General features: G+C 71.1%; 17 protein-coding genes. 13 read left to right on the forward strand and 4 right to left on the reverse strand.

Annotated features, from left to right (window positions below):
* Window positions 1–141: 141 nt before the first annotated feature.
* Window positions 142–381, reverse strand: a complete 240-nt coding sequence (locus tag J2Y69_RS04395) for an acyl-CoA carboxylase epsilon subunit (protein ID WP_310017965.1) — start codon at window positions 379–381, stop codon at window positions 142–144.
* Window positions 378–1976 (reverse strand): acyl-CoA carboxylase subunit beta, encoded by a 1599-nt coding sequence (locus tag J2Y69_RS04400; RefSeq protein WP_396653042.1) that lies wholly within the window; start codon window positions 1974–1976, stop codon window positions 378–380. The genes J2Y69_RS04395 and J2Y69_RS04400 overlap by 4 nt, the downstream gene beginning before the upstream one ends.
* A gap of 73 nt (window positions 1977–2049) precedes the next feature.
* Between J2Y69_RS04400 and J2Y69_RS04405 the strand changes: the two genes are divergently transcribed.
* The 10 genes from J2Y69_RS04405 (at window position 2050) to J2Y69_RS04450 (ending at window position 14240) form a co-directional block, all read left to right on the forward strand.
* Window positions 2050–2817: a biotin--[acetyl-CoA-carboxylase] ligase gene (locus J2Y69_RS04405; protein ID WP_310017969.1), complete on the forward strand. Its 768-nt coding sequence runs from the start codon at window positions 2050–2052 to the stop codon at window positions 2815–2817.
* A 103-nt stretch (window positions 2818–2920) separates the two neighbouring features.
* On the forward strand, window positions 2921–3472 hold the full coding sequence (locus J2Y69_RS04410; protein ID WP_310017970.1) for a PH domain-containing protein: 552 nt from the start codon (window positions 2921–2923) through the stop codon (window positions 3470–3472).
* A gap of 117 nt (window positions 3473–3589) precedes the next feature.
* Entirely contained in the window at window positions 3590–4714 is a 1125-nt protein-coding gene (locus J2Y69_RS04415) for a 5-(carboxyamino)imidazole ribonucleotide synthase (RefSeq protein WP_310017972.1), read from the forward strand.
* A gap of 121 nt (window positions 4715–4835) precedes the next feature.
* Window positions 4836–5303, forward strand: a complete 468-nt coding sequence (gene purE / locus J2Y69_RS04420; RefSeq protein ID WP_310018308.1) for a 5-(carboxyamino)imidazole ribonucleotide mutase — start codon at window positions 4836–4838, stop codon at window positions 5301–5303.
* A 5-nt stretch (window positions 5304–5308) separates the two neighbouring features.
* Window positions 5309–6760, forward strand: coding sequence for an LCP family protein (locus J2Y69_RS04425; RefSeq protein WP_310018310.1), 1452 nt, complete (start codon window positions 5309–5311; stop codon window positions 6758–6760).
* A gap of 84 nt (window positions 6761–6844) precedes the next feature.
* Window positions 6845–7927, forward strand: a complete 1083-nt coding sequence (locus J2Y69_RS04430) for a glycosyltransferase (RefSeq protein WP_310017975.1) — start codon at window positions 6845–6847, stop codon at window positions 7925–7927.
* A gap of 122 nt (window positions 7928–8049) precedes the next feature.
* The gene (locus J2Y69_RS04435) at window positions 8050–10491 is read left to right on the forward strand and encodes an FG-GAP repeat domain-containing protein (protein WP_310017976.1); all 2442 of its coding nucleotides are present in this window, start codon (window positions 8050–8052) and stop codon (window positions 10489–10491) included.
* 148 nt (window positions 10492–10639) lie between these two features.
* Window positions 10640–11542 carry an ABC transporter permease gene (locus J2Y69_RS04440; RefSeq protein WP_310017978.1) on the forward strand — a complete coding sequence of 301 codons (903 nt, stop codon included), beginning with the start codon at window positions 10640–10642 and terminating at the stop codon, window positions 11540–11542.
* On the forward strand, window positions 11539–12276 hold the full coding sequence (locus tag J2Y69_RS04445) for an ABC transporter ATP-binding protein (RefSeq protein ID WP_310017980.1): 738 nt from the start codon (window positions 11539–11541) through the stop codon (window positions 12274–12276). The genes J2Y69_RS04440 and J2Y69_RS04445 overlap by 4 nt, the downstream gene beginning before the upstream one ends.
* On the forward strand, window positions 12273–14240 hold the full coding sequence (locus J2Y69_RS04450) for a DUF6541 family protein (RefSeq protein WP_310017982.1): 1968 nt from the start codon (window positions 12273–12275) through the stop codon (window positions 14238–14240). The genes J2Y69_RS04445 and J2Y69_RS04450 overlap by 4 nt, the downstream gene beginning before the upstream one ends.
* A gap of 56 nt (window positions 14241–14296) precedes the next feature.
* Here the strand turns inward: J2Y69_RS04450 and J2Y69_RS04455 are convergent, their stop codons facing one another.
* Window positions 14297–14650: a DUF2304 domain-containing protein gene (locus tag J2Y69_RS04455; RefSeq protein WP_310018312.1), complete on the reverse strand. Its 354-nt coding sequence runs from the start codon at window positions 14648–14650 to the stop codon at window positions 14297–14299.
* A 5-nt stretch (window positions 14651–14655) separates the two neighbouring features.
* Complete coding sequence (locus tag J2Y69_RS04460; protein ID WP_310017984.1) at window positions 14656–15342, reverse strand: glycosyltransferase family 2 protein; 687 nt, start codon at window positions 15340–15342, stop codon at window positions 14656–14658.
* Between the two features lie 81 nt (window positions 15343–15423).
* Between J2Y69_RS04460 and J2Y69_RS04465 the strand changes: the two genes are divergently transcribed.
* From J2Y69_RS04465 to J2Y69_RS04475, 3 genes are read left to right on the forward strand one after another with little or no spacing between them, the layout of a single operon-like run.
* On the forward strand, window positions 15424–16035 hold the full coding sequence (locus J2Y69_RS04465; protein WP_310017986.1) for an acyltransferase: 612 nt from the start codon (window positions 15424–15426) through the stop codon (window positions 16033–16035).
* Window positions 16032–17129, forward strand: coding sequence for a DegT/DnrJ/EryC1/StrS family aminotransferase (locus J2Y69_RS04470; protein WP_310017988.1), 1098 nt, complete (start codon window positions 16032–16034; stop codon window positions 17127–17129). Before J2Y69_RS04465 ends, J2Y69_RS04470 begins: the two co-directional genes overlap by 4 nt.
* Window positions 17129–18115: a Gfo/Idh/MocA family oxidoreductase gene (locus J2Y69_RS04475; RefSeq protein WP_310017990.1), complete on the forward strand. Its 987-nt coding sequence runs from the start codon at window positions 17129–17131 to the stop codon at window positions 18113–18115. The genes J2Y69_RS04470 and J2Y69_RS04475 overlap by 1 nt, the downstream gene beginning before the upstream one ends.
* Window positions 18116–18127: the final 12 nt, after the last annotated feature.

The following is an 18127-nucleotide window of genomic DNA, read 5'->3' on the forward strand; positions in this document are numbered from 1 at the left end:
AGAACAAGTCTCGCTGTTCGCCAAGGTCCTGTCTGTAGGTACTTTGGGGGACATTTTCGAGGAGATCGCCCCGGCGAATCCCTCTCTGGGATGATGCGCGACGGGTCCCGGACGTGCAGGAGGCGCCGGAGCGCCCGGCTGTCAGCCCGAGAAACGACCCCAGGGGATGTCCCGTCGCAGCGGACGCCGCAGCGGGCGCTGCGTGCGCGTCCACGCCGAGACCCGCGGTTCCGCGGCCACGGCCTCGGCCTCCTCGGCGGTGAACGCCTCCGAGAGGACCGCGATCAGCGCCCCGAACTCCTCCTCGGACGCGGCTCCCCGGAGCACCTGGAAGTCGACCGGTGCGGCGGCGGAGTCGTCCGGCTGGTCCTGGACGCTCACAGGGGAATGTTCCCGTGCTTCTTGGGAGGCAGCTCCGCACGCTTCCCGCGGAGCGCGCGGAGCGCCTTCGCGATCGACACGCGCGTGTTCGCCGGCTCGATGATGCCGTCCAGCTCGCCCCGCTCGGCGGCGAGGAAGGGGGAGGTCACGTTGTAGGTGTACTCGTTGGCCAGGCGCGTGCGGACCGCCGCGACGTCCTCCCCGGCCTCCTCCGCGCGCTTGATCTCCCCGCGATAGAGGATGTTCACCGCGCCCTGGCCGCCCATGACGGCGATCTCGGCGGTCGGCCACGCGAGGTTCACGTCGGCGCCCAGCTGCTTCGAGCCCATCACGATGTAGGCGCCGCCGTATGCCTTCCGCAGGATCACCGTGACCAGCGGCACGGTCGCCTCGGCGTAGGCGTAGATGAGCTTCGCGCCGCGGCGGATCACTCCCGTCCACTCCTGGTCGGTCCCGGGGAGGTAGCCGGGGACGTCGACGAGGGTGACGATCGGGATCGAGAACGCATCGCAGAACCGGACGAAGCGGCTGGCCTTCTCGCCGGCCTCGATGTTCAGGGTTCCCGCCATCTGCGATGGCTGGTTGGCGATGACGCCCACCGACCGGCCCTCGACGCGCCCGAACCCGATCACGATGTTCGGGGCGAACAGCGGCTGGACCTCCAGGAACTCGCCGTCGTCCACCACGTGCTCGATGACCGTGTGGATGTCGTACGGCTGGTTGGGGGAGTCCGGGACGATCGTGTTCAGCACGCGGTCGGCGTCGGTCGTCTCGAACGCGAACGCGGAGGCGTACGTGGGCAGCTCCGCCATGTTGTTGTCGGGGAGGAAGCCGAGGAGGGTGCGCGCGTAGTCGATCGCGTCGTCCTCGTCCTCGGCGAGATAGTGCGCGACGCCGGAGCGGGTGTTGTGGGTGTAGGCCCCGCCCAGCTCCTCCATCCCGACGTCCTCGCCGGTGACCGTCTTGATGACGTCGGGGCCGGTGACGAACATCTGGCTGGTCTTGTCGACCATGATCACGAAGTCGGTGAGCGCCGGGCCGTAGACGGCGCCGCCGGCCGCCGGGCCCATGATGATCGAGATCTGCGGGATGACACCGGAGGAACGAGTGTTCAGACGGAAGATCTCGCCGTACTTGCTGAGCGCCAGCACGCCCTCCTGGATGCGCGCGCCGCCGGAGTCGAGGATGCCGATGATCGGCACGCCGCTGCCCAGCGCGAACTCCATGATCTTGATGATCTTCTCGCCCGAGACCTCGCCGAGGGAGCCGCCGAAGGTCGAGAAGTCCTGGGAGTAGACCGCCACCGTCCGGCCGTGGATCGTGGCGATCCCGGTCACGACGGAGTCGCCGTAGGGGCGGGACTTGTCCATCCCGAAGGCCGTGGTGCGGTGCCGGACGTACTCGTCGAACTCGACGAAGCTCCCGGGGTCGACGAGCAGGTCGATGCGCTCGCGGGCGGTCATCTTGCCCTTCGCGTGCTGCTTCTCCTTCGCCGTCGCCTCGGGCGCGACCACGGCCTCGTCGTAGCGGGCGCGGAGGTCGGCGATCTTGCCGGCGGTCGTGGAGAGGTCAGGCGTATCCGTCACGGATCCCACCCTAGCGCCGGGCTCCACGAGGCCGTTGGATGCCTCGCACAAGGGGATCGCCGATCCTCTGTAGGGTGTCGGGATGAGCTATCCGCACTCCTCTGCCGCGGCCTCCCGTCTCGAGGAGATCCCCTCGACCGGATCCACCAACGCCGACCTCCTGGCGCGGGCGGCGGACGCGGATGAGTGGCCCCACCTCTCGGTGCTGCTGACCGAGGACCAGCGGGCGGGGCGCGGGCGTCTGGAGCGCAGCTGGGTGGCGCCCGCGGGGTCGGCGCTCGCCGTCTCCGTGCTGCTGCGCGTGTCCGACGTGCCGCTCGCCGAGCGGGGCTGGATCCCGCTCGCGGCAGGACTGGCGATGGCCGAGGCGGTGTCCGCCCAGCTCCCGCGGGCCGCCGTCGGCGTGAAGTGGCCCAACGACGTCCTGGTCGGCGGGCGGAAGATCTGCGGCATCCTGGCCGAGGCGGCAGGCGCCGACGTCGTGGTCGTCGGCGCGGGCGTGAACACGGCGATGACGGCCGAGCAGCTCCCGGTGCCGACGGCGACGTCGTTCGCGGTCGAGGGGGCGTCCTGCGATCGGGATCTCCTCGTGGCCGGCTACATCGCGCGGCTGGACGGGCTCCTCGCCGCTCTCGCAGAGTACGGGTCGGCGGTCGCGAGCGGGCTCCGGGACCGCGTCGCCGCCCGCTGCCTCACCGTCGGCCAGGAGGTGCGGGTCTCCCTCCCCGGCGGCGGGGAGATCCTCGGCCGGGCGACGGGACTGGCCGAGGACGGCCGCATCCGCGTCGTGGACGCCACGGGGGAGCGGGCGATCGCAGCGGGCGACATCGTGCACCTCCGCGCGCTCTGACCGGAGGCCGTCGCGCAGCGCGCCCGCGCCGCCGCGGGCGCGCGACCCGGGACACACCCGGGATTCTCCCCCGGGATGGCGGGTTGCGGGCCAGAATGGACGCATGACGCAACCGGTGGGTCTCGGCGGGCGGCCGATGATGCCCCCGCCCGGGGCGCCGCCCGCGGAGGAACGGCTGATCGCCCGCTTCCACGGCAGCGCCAGGCATCTCTTCTGGTCGGCGCTCGTGCTGATCGCGGTCGCCGGGGCCACCGCCTACTTCTTCGGCAACCTCCCCGCCCCGTTCGCCGACTGGATGCTGCTGGCCGCCGCCGGTGCCCTCATCATCCTCGTCGTCATCGTGCCGTTCGCGGTCTGGCTCTCCCGCAGCTACGTCGTCACCACCCGTCGGGTGATCGTCAAACACGGCGTCGGGACGCGCAACCGACGGGAGATGTCTCACGCCAGGGGGTACACGATCGCGGTCCGCCGCGGCCTCCTGCAGCGGATGTCGGGCGCCGGGACCGTCGTGCTCACGAACGGCGTCGACGCCCCGCTGCGGCTCGCGGGCGTGCCCTATGCGGCGCTGCTGCACGAGACGCTCGCCGACCAGGTCGAGGTCGGTCAGATCCTCGCCCACCGCGACGCGCAGTCCTCCTCGACGGCCGAGCTCTGACCCGCCGCTCTCGATCCGTGGCCTGACCCGCCACACGCCTCGCCGTCCCGGTCCGCGCCTTCCGTCTCCGACGGGGCCGAGGTGCGGGAGAATGGACGAGGACGAACGGAGATCGCGATGACCTTGCGCGTGGGAGTGATCGGCGGCGGACAGCTGGCCAGGATGATGATCGCCCCGGCGGTCGAGCTGGGGCTGGAGATCCGCGTGCTCGCCGAGGACGACGGCATGGCCGCCCAGCTGGCGGCGACCGCGGTGGGCGACTACCGCGACGTCGAGACCGTCCGCCGGTTCGCGGCGGATGTGGACGTGGTGACCTTCGATCACGAGCACGTGCCGCAGGAGGTGCTGCGCATGCTCGTGGAGGCGGGGGTCCCGGTGCACCCGGGGCCGGACGCCCTGCGCTTCGCCCAGGACAAGCTGGCCATGCGCGCACGGCTGGAGGAGCTCGGGGTGCCGCAGCCGGACTGGGCAAGGGTCGCCGACGAGGCGCAGCTCCGTGACTTCCTCGACGCCCACGGCGGCCGCGGCGTGGTGAAGACCCCTCGGGGCGGGTACGACGGCAAGGGCGTGCGGATGGTGTCCGGCGCCGCGGAGGCGGCGGACTGGTTCGCGGCCCTCGAGCCGGGCGGCGCGCTGCTCGTCGAGGAGCTGGTGCCGTTCGTGCGCGAGCTCGCCCAGCAGGTGGCTCGTCGTCCGTCCGGCGACGCCGTGGTCTATCCGGTCGTGGAGACCGTCCAGCGCGACGGCGTCTGCGCCGAGGTGATCGCCCCGGCGCCCGGCGCGAGCGAGAAGCTGATCGAGGTCGCCGCGCGGATCGGCGTGCTGATCGCGGAGGGGCTCGGGGTGACCGGGATGCTCGCGGTGGAGCTCTTCGAGACCGATGACGAGCGGATCCTGGTGAACGAGCTGGCGATGCGCCCGCACAACAGCGGCCACTGGAGCCAGGACGGCGCGGTGACCGGTCAGTTCGAACAGCATCTGCGGGCCGTCGCGGATCTGCCGCTCGGGGACGCCGCTCTGAGGACGCCCTGGGCCGTGATGGTCAACATCCTCGGCGGGCCGGTCGAGGGCGGGATGGTCGAGCGGCTGCCGGAGGTGCTCGCCGCGCATCCGTCCGTCAAGGTGCACACCTACGGGAAGGCCCCGCGTCCTGGACGCAAGGTCGGCCACGTCAACGTCGTCGGCGACGACCTCGACGACGCCGTGTACGAGGCGCGGTCCGCGGCGGCGCGCTTCGCCTGAGGTGCGCCGCCGGCATCCCCCGGCGGGCGTGCCGCGACGGGGAACTCACAGCCCCCGCCCGTAGCCTTGACGGGTGACCCCGACTTCTCCTTCCTCCGGCGCGCCGCTCGTCGGCGTCGTGATGGGCTCCGACTCGGACTGGCGCGTCATGACCGACGCCTCCCAGGCGCTCACCGACTTCGGCATCCCGCACGAGGTGGAGGTCGTCTCGGCGCACCGCACGCCCGACAAGCTCATCCGCTACGGCCGTGAGGCACGCGAGCGCGGGCTCCGCGTCATCATCGCCGGGGCGGGCGGTGCCGCCCACCTCCCCGGAATGCTCGCCTCCGTGACCGCGCTCCCGGTGATCGGCGTCCCCGTGCCGCTGGCGTATCTGGACGGCATGGACTCCCTCCTCTCCATCGTGCAGATGCCCGCGGGGATCCCCGTGGCGACGGTGTCGATCGGCGGCGCGCGCAACGCCGGGATCCTCGCCGCACGGATCCTCGGCACGGCCGACGCCGTGCTCGCCGATCAGGTCGAGGCGTATGCCGCCTCCCTCGAGGCGCAGGTCGAGGAGAAGAACCGCCGGCTGAAGGGCTCCCTGTGACCTTGATGCGTGAGCCGATCGCTCGGCCCGCCCGCGGCCCGGTGATCGAGACGCGTCCGATGCGCAACCCGGACGTCTCCTCGGAGGCGGCGATGACCAAGCGCGGCTGGTGGCTCGTGGCGCTCAACATCCTCGTCCCCGGATCCGCGCAGACCCTCGCGGGCAACCGCAGGCTCGGCCGGTTCGGCCTCGGCGCCACCCTCACGCTCTGGGCGCTGATCGTGGTCGGCCTCCTGATGGGCCTGCTGTGGCGTCAGGGGCTCCTGTGGCTGACCGTCGGCGGGGGCTGGGTCTCCTGGCTCGTGCTGACCCTGATCCAGGTGCTCCTGGTCGGCTACGCGGTGCTGTGGGTCGTGCTGACCATGGACGCGCTCCGTCTCGTCCGTCTGGTCAAGGTCCGTCCCTACGCCAGGATCGCGCTGCCGCTCGTCGCCGTGCTGGTCCTGGGCGTCCTCGGCGGCGGCGCCGCCTACGGCGCGACGGTCGTGGGGTCGAGCCGCGGCGCGCTCACCACGCTGTTCGGCGCGGGCGGCCCGAGCCTTCCGCCCAGCGACGGCTACTACAACATCCTCCTGCTCGGCGCCGACAGCGGGGAGGGCCGTGACTCGATGCGCTTCGACAGCATCTCGGTCGTCTCGCTGAACGCCGAGACGGGCGCCGTGACCATCACCGGCATCCCGCGTGACATGCCCGGCTTCCCCTTCGCGGATGGGCCGATGAAGGACCTGTACCCGGACGGGCACGAGGGGCGGTCCGACGAGGACTGCGGCTGGGGGAGCGGCATCAACCAGCTCTACCCCGAGGTCGAGAACTGCCGCAACGCCGGCGACGGCGAGAGCCTGTACCCCGATGCGAAGGCCCACGGCTCGGAGCCGGGCATCGAGGCCACCAAGGATGCGGCCGAGGGGATCCTCGGCATCTCCATCCCCTACTACGTCTTCATCGACATGCACGGCTTCGCGGCGATGATCGACGCCCTCGGCGGCGTGGACATCACCGTCGCCGAGCGGCTCCCGAAGGGGGGAGGGCCCTCCTACGAGGGCGAGCCCGCCGAGGACTGGGCGATCGGATGGATCGAGCCGGGGCAGCAGCACATGGACGGCGATACCGCCCAGTGGTACGCGCGGTCGCGCTACACGACGAGCGACTTCGACCGGATGCTGCGGCAGCGTCAGCTGCAGGAGGCCATCCTCGCGCAGTTCACGCCGCAGAACGTCCTGGGCCGCTTCAACGACGTCGCGGCGGCGGGGACGGCGATCGTCCAGACGGATCTGCCGCAGGGCAAGCTGCCGGAGTTCTTCGACCTCATGCTCAAGGCGAAGGAGCAGCAGGTGACCACCGTCGAGCTGACGCCCGAGGGCGGAGTCGATGAGCGGGAACCGGATTTCGGGGCCATCCGCCAGATGATCCAGGACAAGCTGCACCCGCCGAGCACCGCCCCGGATCCCGCGGGCTGAGCGCCCCACGGGCGCCGACCGAGACACCGTGCCTCAGCGCCGTGCCTCAGCGGAAAGCCAGGATCACGCGGATAGGCTCGGCGCATGGCTCAGCTGCGTGTGGTTCTCGATCAGCTCGGGCCCTCGGCGACGCCGGACCTCGCGGACGCCTCGCGCGCGCTCCTCGCCGGGCTGGCCGAGACGGCGCCGCGAGGGTGCACCCTGGAGGCGATCGTCCCCGCGGGCGTCGATGAGCCGATCGAGGGCGTGGCGTCCGTCCGTCGGCTCGCCCTCGCCCGGCGGGAGCTCGCCGCGGCCTGGCAGCTCGGGGTCGCCCCCGGCGTCGGCGGCGGGATGATCCATTCGCCGACGCCCCTCGCGCCCCTCGTCCGGCACGATCGGCTGAACGACCACGACCAGACGGTGCCGACGTTCTGGGATCTGCGCGCCTGGGTCTCGCCGGGGTCGCTGCCGCGAGGCGTCGTCGCCTGGCAGCGCGGCATGCTCCGCCGTGCGGCCCGGTACGCCGACGCCGTGGTGGTGCCCTCCCACGCCATCGCCGAGCGACTCGCGGGACTTGCGCCGCTCGGAGACCGGATCCGGGTGATCGCCGGCGCGCCCGATCCGCGGGTGCGGGTGCCCGCGGACGCCGCAGACCGTCGTGCGGAGGCCTCGCTCCCGGCGAGCTACCTCGTGCTCGACGGGCCGCAGGGTGCGCCGGACGCGCTGGCTCCTGCGTTCGCCGCCGTCGCCACGGCGAACACGGACGTCGTGGTCGTCGATGCCGCGGAGGGGACGGAGCCGGCGATCGCGGAGATCGCCGCGGCGTCGGGGGTTCCCGCCGCCCGGGTGCACGTCCGGGAGCGGATGGACGTCGATGACCGGGCGGCGGTCCTCGCGGGGGCGTCCGCGTTCGTCGCGGCGGACACCGCGGAGACCTGGCCGTGGCGGCTTCTGGAGGCCCTGACGCTCGGCATCCCCGTCGTCGCGATCGAGTCCGCCGTGCATCGGGACGTCGTGGCCGACGGAGGTCGGATCGTGCCGGGGGCCGAGCTCTCCGCCGCCCTCGTCGACGCGCTGGAGGAGACGTCGCGGCGACGGCTCTCGGTGCTCGCCGCCGATCGTGGCCGTGCGTTCTCCTGGTCGGGGGCCGCCGAGCAGGTCTGGGCACTGCACGCCGACCTCTGAGCGCACCTCACCCGAAAGAGCGGCGCGTCCCACCCGAAAGGGCGGCGCCGCTGCGGTGCGGGATTGCGCACATCCGTGCGTGTCATCGCCTTCGGCCAATTCTCATCCGTCACACTGTCCCCATGCCCGGACGCCCCCCGAGTCCTCGCCAGTTGATCGCGCCTACCCGATGGATCGCGGTCGCCGCGGCCTTCGTCGTGCTCGCGGCCGTGCTCGTCCCCCTGACGACGCCGCCCGCGAGCGCCGCCCCGCCGCCGGCGTCCGCCGTCGCCGGATCGGCCGAGGCCTCTGCTGCTGGATCGGCTGAAGCCTCTGGCATCCGGCCGGCGTCTCTGGACGGGTTCCGCGCGGGCAACATCATGTCGGACGCGGTGTTCTTCGACTCCGCGACCATGACCGCCGATCAGATCGACGCCTTCTTCCGGGGCAAGGTGGCCTCCTGCCTCCCCGGCTACACCTGCCTGAAGGACTATCGGCAGAACACCCCGAACCGGCAGGGCGATCAGTACTGCTCCGGCTACACGGGCGGCGCGAACGAGTCGGCGGCGACGATCATCGCGAAGGTGGCGCGCTCCTGCGGCATCAACCCGCAGGTGTTCATCGTGATGCTGCAGAAGGAGCAGGGCCTCGTCACCCACACCTGGCCGAGCTCGTGGCGGTACGACATGGCGCTCGGTCAGGGATGCCCCGATGACGCGCCCTGCGATCCGCAGTTCTCCGGCTTCTTCTACCAGATCTACGGCGCCGGCCGACAGATGAAGATGTACACCGAGGGGCGTTGGTTCACCTGGTTCGCCCCCGGCAACACCTGGAACGTCCAGTACAACCCCGACACACGCTGCGGATCGGGCCCGGTCTTCATCGAGAACGCCGCGACCGCGGCGCTCTACTACTACACCCCCTATCAGCCCAACGCCGCCGCCCTCCGCGCCGGCTACGGCGAGGGGGACTCCTGCTCGGCGTACGGGAACCGCAACTTCTACAACTACTTCACCGACTGGTTCGGGTCGACGAGGGAGTCGACCGTCCCACGGCTCGACTCCCTCGACACGTCCTCGTACGTCACGGCCGTCGACGGCAGCGGCACGCTCTGGGGCTATCCCTTCCGCGAGGAGCGGTGGGGCGTCAGGGTCGCGCTGGCCACGGGCCTCGACCCGAAGGCGCCGGTCCTCATGCCCGGCGATCTGAACGGCGACGGGCACCGGGACCTCCTGATCCGCACCGGCGGCACCGCCTACGCGATGTACGGCACGGGCAGCGGGTTCTCCTCTCCCGTGTCCCTCGGCGTGGACTGGCGGCCCGTCCGGATGTCGACGGCGGCGGGAGACTTCGACAGCGACGGTGTGCCAGACGTGCTCACCGTCGACACGGCGGGGAACCTGATGCTCTGGGCCGGCGACGACGCCGGCGGCCTCCGGCCTGCCGTGCGCGTGGGCTGGGGATGGGGCGGCATGAACGCCCTGGTGGGAGGCATCGACCTCTCCGGCGACGGCAACGTCGACCTCATCGGGCGCGACACCGCCGGTCAGCTCTTCGTCTACTACGGCGACGGCGCCCGCAACTGGGTGGGCAGCAGGCAGATCGGGCAGGGCTGGGGCGGCATGACGGCGATCCTCTCGCCCGGCGACTACGACCGCAACGGCACGGCGGACGTCTTCGCCCGCACGGCGAACGGCGATCTCTGGAGGTATGACGGCGCGGCGCCCGGCATCCTCACGGGCGGCACCAAGGTCGGCAACGGCTGGCAGATCATGACCACGATCGATGGGGCAGGGCCCGCCGCCGAGCAGCCCAGGGCGCTCCGTCCCGGCGCCGGCGACATCGACGCGGACGGTGCGCCGGACCTCGTGGGGCTCCTCGTCGACGGCACGGTGAAGGCCTACCGCGGCGACGGGCTCGGAGGATGGCGCGGTACGGCGCAGCTGCGGTCCGAGTGGGACCGCCGGGACCGGATCCTCGGTCTCGGCGACTTCACCGGCGACGGCCAGCGCGACATCGGCCGGATCGATCAGCAGGGCCGCCTTCTGCTCTACCCGGGCGGAGGGGCGTCCGGCCTGGGCGAGCCGCGCCAAATCGGCAACGGCTGGCAGACGCTGAACATGGTCATCGCCGGCATCGACTACGACGGCGATCGGAATCCGGACATCATCGCCCGCGACGGCGCCGGCCGGATGCTGCTCTATCGCGGTGACGGCCGCGGCAGCTGGGCGGAGACCGGGATCCAGATCGGCAACGGATGGTCGGACTTCACCGCGGGCTTCGCCGCCGGGGACTTCGACGGCGACGGCCACGCCGACCTCCTCATGCGTCGCTCCAACGGCGACCTCTGGCTGTATCCGACCGACGGCGCCGGAAGCTGGGGCACGCCGCGGCAGGTCGGCAACGGCTGGAGCGGGCTCTCCCTGCTGACCAGTCCCGGCGACTTCGACCGCGACGGGCACACCGACGTGATCGGGCGCGCATCCAACGGCGATCTCATCCTGTTCTCCGGCGACGGCTCCGGCGGATGGCGGGGTTCCCGGGCGATCGGCAACGGGTGGACCATCGTCTCCGCGCTCACCTGATGCCAGGGGGCCGAACCAGGGTCGGAGTCCGGCCCGAATCCCGGCTTGAATCCCGGGGCGGCTCCCACCGGGCTCCCGGGCTCCGCGCAGGCCGTCCCCTAGACTGTTCGAGGCATCCGCGGATGCCTGCCCGAGTGTGAGAGAGCCTGTGAGCACGTCTACCAACCTCTTCGAGAACGTCCCGCGTTCCTCCTTCGACGTCCCAGGACGCAGCCGCGGCCTGTCCGACGTCATCCGGTGGCGCTACCTGCTGAACCTCCTGGTGCGCACCGGGGTGTCGACCCGCTACCGGAACTCGATCCTCGGCTGGACCTGGTCCTACGTCCGACCCGCGGCGCAGTTCCTCGTCTTCTGGGTCGTCCTCGGCCTGTTCATGAACCTCGGCGATCGCGTGCCGAACTATCCGATCTACCTGTTCTCGGGGATCGTGATCATCAACCTCTTCTCCGAGGCGTTCAAGAACGCGACGACGTCGATCGTGAACAACGCCCCGCTCGTGCGCAAGGTGTTCCTCCCGCGACAGCTGTTCGCGGTGTCGGCGGTGGTGGTGGCCTTCGTCCACTTCCTGCCGCAGCTCGCGCTGCTGGTGATCGTCTGCGCGATCCTCGGCCTCTTCGCGCACATGACCTGGCTCGGGCTCCTCGCGATCATCGCGGCGCTGGTGATCGTCATGCTGTTCGCGCTCGGGATCGGGCTGTTCTTCGGCGCGCTGAACGTCCGCTACCGCGACTCGGAGAACATCGTCGAGCTGCTCCTGCTGCTCGCGACCTGGGCCTCGCCCGTGCTCTACGCGTGGACGATGGTGCAGGCGGCCCTGAAGACGCTGGACTGGCCGGGGTGGCTGCTGGAGGTGTACCTGCTCAACCCGATCACGCACGCGGTCGAGCTGTTCCACTACGCGATCTGGCGCCCGGTGACCGTGACGGACGTCGCGATCCCGCCGGGGCTCGGCTGGAACACGCTGTGGACCTTCCTGATCGCGATCGCCGCGCTCCTGATCGGGCAGTTCGTCTTCCAGCGCCTCGAAGGAAGGTTCGCCCAGGATCTATGAGCACCGCAGCCGCCAGACGCCCCACGATCATCGTCGAGGACGTCCGCAAGACATTCACGCTCAACCACGCCTTCTCGTTCAAGGACACCCTGGTGTCCTGGGTACGCGGGCGCAAGACCACGAGCACGTTCGAGGCGCTCAAGGGCATCGACCTCGTCGTGGACGAGGGGGAGTCCGTCGCAGTGCTGGGCCTGAACGGCTCGGGCAAGTCGACACTGCTCAAGCTCGTCTCCGGGGTGATGGAGCCGGACTCAGGGACCCTCCTAACCCGCGGCCGGGTCGCGGGCCTCATCGAGGTCGGCGCAGGGTTTCATCCTGAGCTCTCCGGCCGCGAGAACGTGTTCCTCAACGCCGCCATCCTGGGGATGAAGCGCAAGGAGATCGAGGAGCGCTACGACGAGATCGTGGCGTTCAGCGAGATCGAGGCCTTCATCGACCAGGAGGTCAAGCACTACTCCTCGGGCATGTTCATGCGCCTGGCGTTCTCGGTCGCGATCCACGTCGAGCTGGACGTCCTGCTCGTCGACGAGATCCTCTCCGTCGGCGACGCGCCGTTCCGGGAGAAGTGCCGGCTGAAGTTCGAGGAGCTGATCGCCGAGGGCAAGACGCTCGTGGTCGTCAGCCACGATCTGGACATGGTGCGCGAGCTCTGCACGCGCGGCGTGGTGATCGAGAAGGGCTCCGTGATCTACGACGGCCCGGTCGAGGGGGCATTGGGCCTGGTCGAGGCATGATCGGGGAGTGGGTCGCACAGGCGGGACCGATCGGTCTCGCCGTGCTGGTGGTCTTCGTGCCCGGCCTGCTGATCGGCTCCGGTCTCGGACTGCGCGGACTGCGGCTCTGGTCGGCGGCCCCCGGGGTCTCGGTCGCGCTGCTCTCCGTGCTCGCGATCCTGCTGCCCGTCGCCGGCATCCGATGGGGGCTGCTGCCCGTCGGGATAGCGACGGCGGTGGTGGCTGGCCTGGTCTGGCTCGTCGCCGCCCTGGTGCGACGGGGGGGCCGCGCCGCGGCCCCGACCGCGCCATCACCATCACCGTCACCGTCACCGTCGTTGCCGTCGTCGCGGCGGGGAACGCTGCTGCTGGTCTGCGGGCTCGCCATCGGGGCGGTGCTCAACGCCGCTCGTCTGATGACCTACGTCGGGCGGCCCGAGGCGATCTCGCAGACCAACGACGCGGTCTTCCATCTGAACGCCCTGCGCTGGATCGCCGAGAGCGGCTCCGCGTCCTCGTTCGACCTCACCGGGTTCCTCGGCGGCTCGGGCTTCTACCCGGGGGCCTGGCATGCGGTGGCCTCCCTCGCCGAGATGGACCCGTCCGCCGCGCCCGTCGCGGCGAACGCGGTCGCTCTGGTGATCGCCGCGCTCATCTGGCCGCTGGGCATCGCGGCCCTCGTCCGCAGCGTGCTGGGCGGATCGGGCTCGCGCGCCGCGGCCTTCGCCGCCGCACTGTCCGGCGGTCTGCTGGTGTTCCCGCAGCTCATGTTCGAGTGGGGCGTGCTCTACCCGTACGCGCTCTCCCTCTCCCTCGTGCCCGCAGCGATCGCCCTCACCATCGATGCGCTGAACGGATGGTCCCGCTCCTGGCGTTCGGCGATCGGCCCGGGCCTTGCCGCCCTGAGCGGTGTGGCCGCCATCGGGATCGCGCAGCCGTCCTCCGTGCTGCTGTGGGGGATCTTCGTCCTGGTGTGGGCGACGGTGTCGCTCGCCTCCTCGCCGGCGATCCGCCGGAAGGCATGGCGGTGGGCGCTGCTGGTCGCGGGCTGGGCGGTGCTCGCGGTGCTGTGGGCGATCTTCACCTGGTTGACGGGCCCCGTCACCTGGCGGTCGTACCGCTCGCCGCTAGGCGCCGGTGCCGACGTGCTGCTGAACGCTCACTCCCAGGTGCCCATGGCCCTCGGGATGAGCGTGCTGATGCTGATCGGGATCGTCGTGGCGCTCCGCGCGCCGCAGTGGCGATGGCTGGTGCTCATGTGGGCGCTGCTGTCGATCGCCTACGTGGTCGCGGTCGCGACCGACCTCCCGTTCGTGAAGCGCGCGCTGACCGGCCCCTGGTACGGCGACTCGTTCCGCCTCGCCGCGGTGGTGCCGCTCGCGGTGGTGCCGCTCGCCGCCCTCGGCCTCGCCTGGGTGGTGGGGCGAGCGGAGCGCATCCTCACGTCCCCCGCCGTCCGACGGGCGATCCCCGCCGTGGCGCTCGTGGGGATCGCCGCGGTCGGCGCGGTGTGGATCGCGGCGATGCCGGTGGTCCAGCTGCGGATCGCGGCGGAGACCGATCCGCAGTCGCGCTATGCGATCAACGATCGCAGCTACCTCAGCAGCGACGAGTACGCGCTGATCCGCCGCCTGCCCGAGACGACGCCGGCCGATGCGGTGATCCTCGGCAATCCGTCCACCGGATCGAGCTTCGCGTATCTGCTCGCCGATCGGAACATGGTGGTGCGGACCTGGTCCCCGCCGATGACCGAGGCGTGGGAGGTCATCGCCTCCCGGCTGCGCGACGCCGGGACCGATCCGGCGGTGTGCGCGGCGCTTGCCGCCTACGGCAGCCCCGGATACGTGCTCGACTTCGGCCCGGGCAAGGAAGGCCCTGGGCTCTACGTGATGAAGGGGATGACCGACTTCGAGGATCGTCCCGGCTTCGAGCAGGTCGACCACGAGGGCGACGCGAGCCTCTGGCGCATCACCGCCTGCCGCTGAGCCGCTTGACCGGGCCGGTTGGACCGGCGGGACGGGACGGGGTGGCAGGGACCGGGTCAGGCCTCGGGCGAGCGCGGCCGGTCCTGGTCGAGCGCCTCCATGAGCGCGACCTGGCGGGCGAGCATCGTCAGCCGGCGCTGATCGGCGGCGTTGCGCCGCGACTGCGTGTACACGAACACCAGGAACATCAGCACCAGCACGTAGAGCAGCAGGTCGGTGCCGCGCCCGACGCCGATGAGGTTGGCGGCCCACGTCAGCCACTCGGGGAACAGGATCGACAGGATCGCGACGAGCACGAACACGCCGTACAGCATGCGCCGGATCGCCAGATGGCTGTCGGCCCCGGTGCGGCGCATGAAGACGGCGCCGATGGCGACGACGCCGACGATGAGCAGGATCTGGATCCACATGGCGGTCACCGCACGATCAGGTCGACGAGGATGTTGACGGAGTTCAGCACGGATTGCCCCTTCGCCTTCGAATAGTCGGTGTAGAGAAGCTCGACGGGGTACTCGGTCCACGGGAGGCCCGTGTGGCCGAGCTGCAGGACGATCTCGGTCGCGTGCGCCATCCGGTCCTGCTTGAGGTGGATCTGCTCCGCGGCGTCGCGGCGGATGGCGCGGAGGCCGTTGTGGGCGTCGGTGAGCTTGACGCTGGTGGTCAGGTTGGTCACCCACACCGCCGTCTTCAGGATCACCCGTTTGATCCACCCCGGCTTCGTGCGGTCGTCGAGGAAGCGGGAGCCGAACACGATCGCGACGTTCTTCTCACGCGCCGTGCGGACCATGCCGGCGGCGTCCACGACGCGGTGCTGGCCGTCGGCGTCGAAGGTGACGATGTACTCGCAGTCGGGGTCGGCGAGCGCGTACTCGAGACCGGTCTGGAGAGCCGCCCCCTGCCCGAGGTTGATCGGGTGCCGGACGAGATGGGCGCCTGCGGCCTTGGCCACCGCGGCGGATCGGTCCGTCGACCCGTCGTCGACGCAGACGATGTTCGGGAACGCCGGCAGGAGGTCGGCGATCACGTCCGCGATCACCGACTCCTCGTTGTAGAGCGGCACGACGATCCAGGTGCGCGGATCGGGGCTGGCGGGGGTAGTCACGCCTCCATCCTCTCAGGAATGGGCGGGCCTGCCCGATAGGATGGCCGAGTATCCAGCATCGTCCTGCGAGGAGAGACCCGCATGAGCTCACCGTCCGGTGTGCGTATCGTCGATTCCGCCGAGGTGTCGCCCACGGCGACGGTCGGTGAAGGAAGCTCCATCTGGCATCTCGCCCAGGTCCGCGAGGACGCGCAGCTGGGCCGGAACTGCATCGTCGGCCGTGGCGCCTACATCGGCACCGGTGTCGTCATGGGCGACAACTGCAAGGTGCAGAACTACGCGCTCGTCTACGAGCCGGCCCGCCTCGGCGACGGCGTGTTCATCGGACCGGCCGTGGTGCTGACCAACGACACCTACCCGCGGGCCATCAACCCGGACGGCACGCTCAAGAGCGCGCACGACTGGGAGCCGGTCGGTGTCACCATCGAGACCGGCGCCGCGATCGGCGCGCGGGCGACCTGTGTCGCCCCGGTGACGATCGGCGCCTGGGCGACGGTCGCCGCGGGCGCCGTCGTCGTCAAGGACGTCCCCGCGTATGCGCTCGTGGCCGGGGTGCCGGCCAAGCGCATCGCCTGGGTGGGGGAGGCCGGAGTGCCCCTCGCCGCGGGTGACGAGCAGGGAAGCTGGATCTGCCCCCGAAGCGGAGACCGCTACGTGGAGCAGGATGGAATTCTGAGTAAGGAGATCGCGTGAGCGAGTTCATTCCCCCCGCCAAGCCCATCATCGGTGACGAGGAGCGGGAGGCGGTCGATCGTGTCCTGCGCAGCGGGATGATGGCGCAGGGCCCGGAGGTCGCGGCGTTCGAGCAGGAGTTCTCCGCTCACTTCGTGCAGGGTCTCCCGTCCGTCGCCGTCAACTCCGGCACCGCCGGCCTGCATCTCGGCCTCCTCGCCGCAGGCGTCGGCCCCGGCGACGAGGTCATCGTCCCGTCGTTCACGTTCGCCGCGACCGGCAACTCTGTCGCGCTGACCGGTGCGACCCCCGTGTTCGTCGACATCGAGCCGGAGACCTTCTCGCTGGACCCCGCCGCCGTGGCTGCGGCGATCACGCCCCGGACCAAGGGTGTGCTGCCGGTGCACCTCTACGGGCACCCCGCGCGGATGCGCGAGCTCGTCCAGCTGACCGCCGACCGCGGGATCGCGCTGTACGAGGACGCCGCACAGGCGCACGGCGCCGCGCTCGACGGCCGCCCTGTGGGGACGTTCGGCGAGATCGCCATGTTCAGCCTCTACCCGACGAAGAACATGACCAGCGGCGAGGGCGGCATGGTCACCGTCGCGAACGCGGAGCTGGCCCGCATGGTCAAGCTGCTGCGCAACCAGGGCATGGAGCGCCAGTACGAGAACGAGGTCATCGGCTTCAACGCCCGCATGACCGACATCCACGCGGCGATCGGCCGGGTGCAGCTGACCAAGGTCGACGCCTGGACGAAGACCCGCCAGCGGAACGCCGCCTTCCTCGACGCGAACCTGCGCGGCGTGATCGTGCCGCCGGTCGCCGACGGCGCCGAGCACGTCTACCACCAGTACACCATCCGTGTGACGGAAGACCGCGACGGCTTCGTCGCCGCCCTGAAGGCCGAGCACAACGTCGGCGCCGGCGTGTACTACCCGATCCCGAACCACCGCCTCCCCTCGCTCGCGCACTTCGCTCCTGGCCTCGACCTCCCGGAGACCGAGCGCGCGGCCCGCGAGGTGGTCTCGCTGCCCGTGCACCCCTCGCTGTCGCAGGACGACCTCGAGCGCATCGTCGCGGCCGTGAACGCGGTCTCGGGGGCGGGCGCCTGATGGCCGCGCTTCGCGTCGGCCTGCTCGGCGTCGGCATGATGGGGCGTCACCACGCCCGTGTGCTGCGTGAGATCGACGGCGTCGAGCTCGTCGCGATCGCCGACCCCGGCGGCGACCCGCACGGCGTCGGCGGCGACCTCGGCGTCCTTCCGGACATCGAGGCGCTGATCGAGGTCGGGCTGGACATGGCCGTCGTCGCGGTGCCGACCCGGTTCCACGAGGACGCCGCGCTGAAGCTCGCCGCCGCCGGCGTGCACACGCTCGTCGAGAAGCCGATCGCGCACAGCCTGGATGCGGGTGCGCGCATGGTCGAGGCCTTCGAGTCGCGAGGCCTGGTGGGCGCGGTCGGCCACGTCGAGCGCTTCAACCCCGCGGTGCAGGAGCTGCGGCGACGTCTGGAGGCCGGGGAGCTCGGCGACGTCTACCAGATCGCCACCCGCCGGCAGAGCACGTTCCCGGCCCGCATCGCCGATGTCGGCGTTGGCAAGGACCTCGCGTCCCACGACATCGACCTCACGTCCTGGGTCGCCCAGTCCGACTACGCCGCGGTGTTCGCGCAGACCGCGTTCAAGAGCGGCCGCGAGCACGAGGACATGATCACGATCACCGGACGCCTCGCGAACGGCATCATCGTGAACCACCTCGTCAACTGGCTGAGCCCCATGAAGGAGCGGATCACTGTCGTCACCGGCGATCGCGGCACGTTCATCGCGGACACCGCCACCGGAGACCTGACCTTCTACGCCAACGGCACGATCCCGCTCGAGTGGGAGTCCATGCGGCCGTTCCGCGGGGTCTCCGAGGGGGACATCACCCGCTACGCCTTCGCCAAGCGCGAGCCGCTGCGGGTGGAGCACGAGGCGTTCCGCGACGCGGTGCTCGGCAAGCCGAGCGACGTCGTGACCATGGCGCAGGGCCAGCACACGCTCGCCGTCGTCGAGGGCGCGCTGGACTCCGCCTCCGCCGGCGCCTCCGTGGCGTTCTGAGCGCGGCGAGTC

Origin of the sequence: Microbacterium resistens (assembly GCF_031456305.1) — a bacterium.
In the GTDB taxonomy this organism is placed as follows: domain Bacteria; phylum Actinomycetota; class Actinomycetes; order Actinomycetales; family Microbacteriaceae; genus Microbacterium; species Microbacterium resistens_A.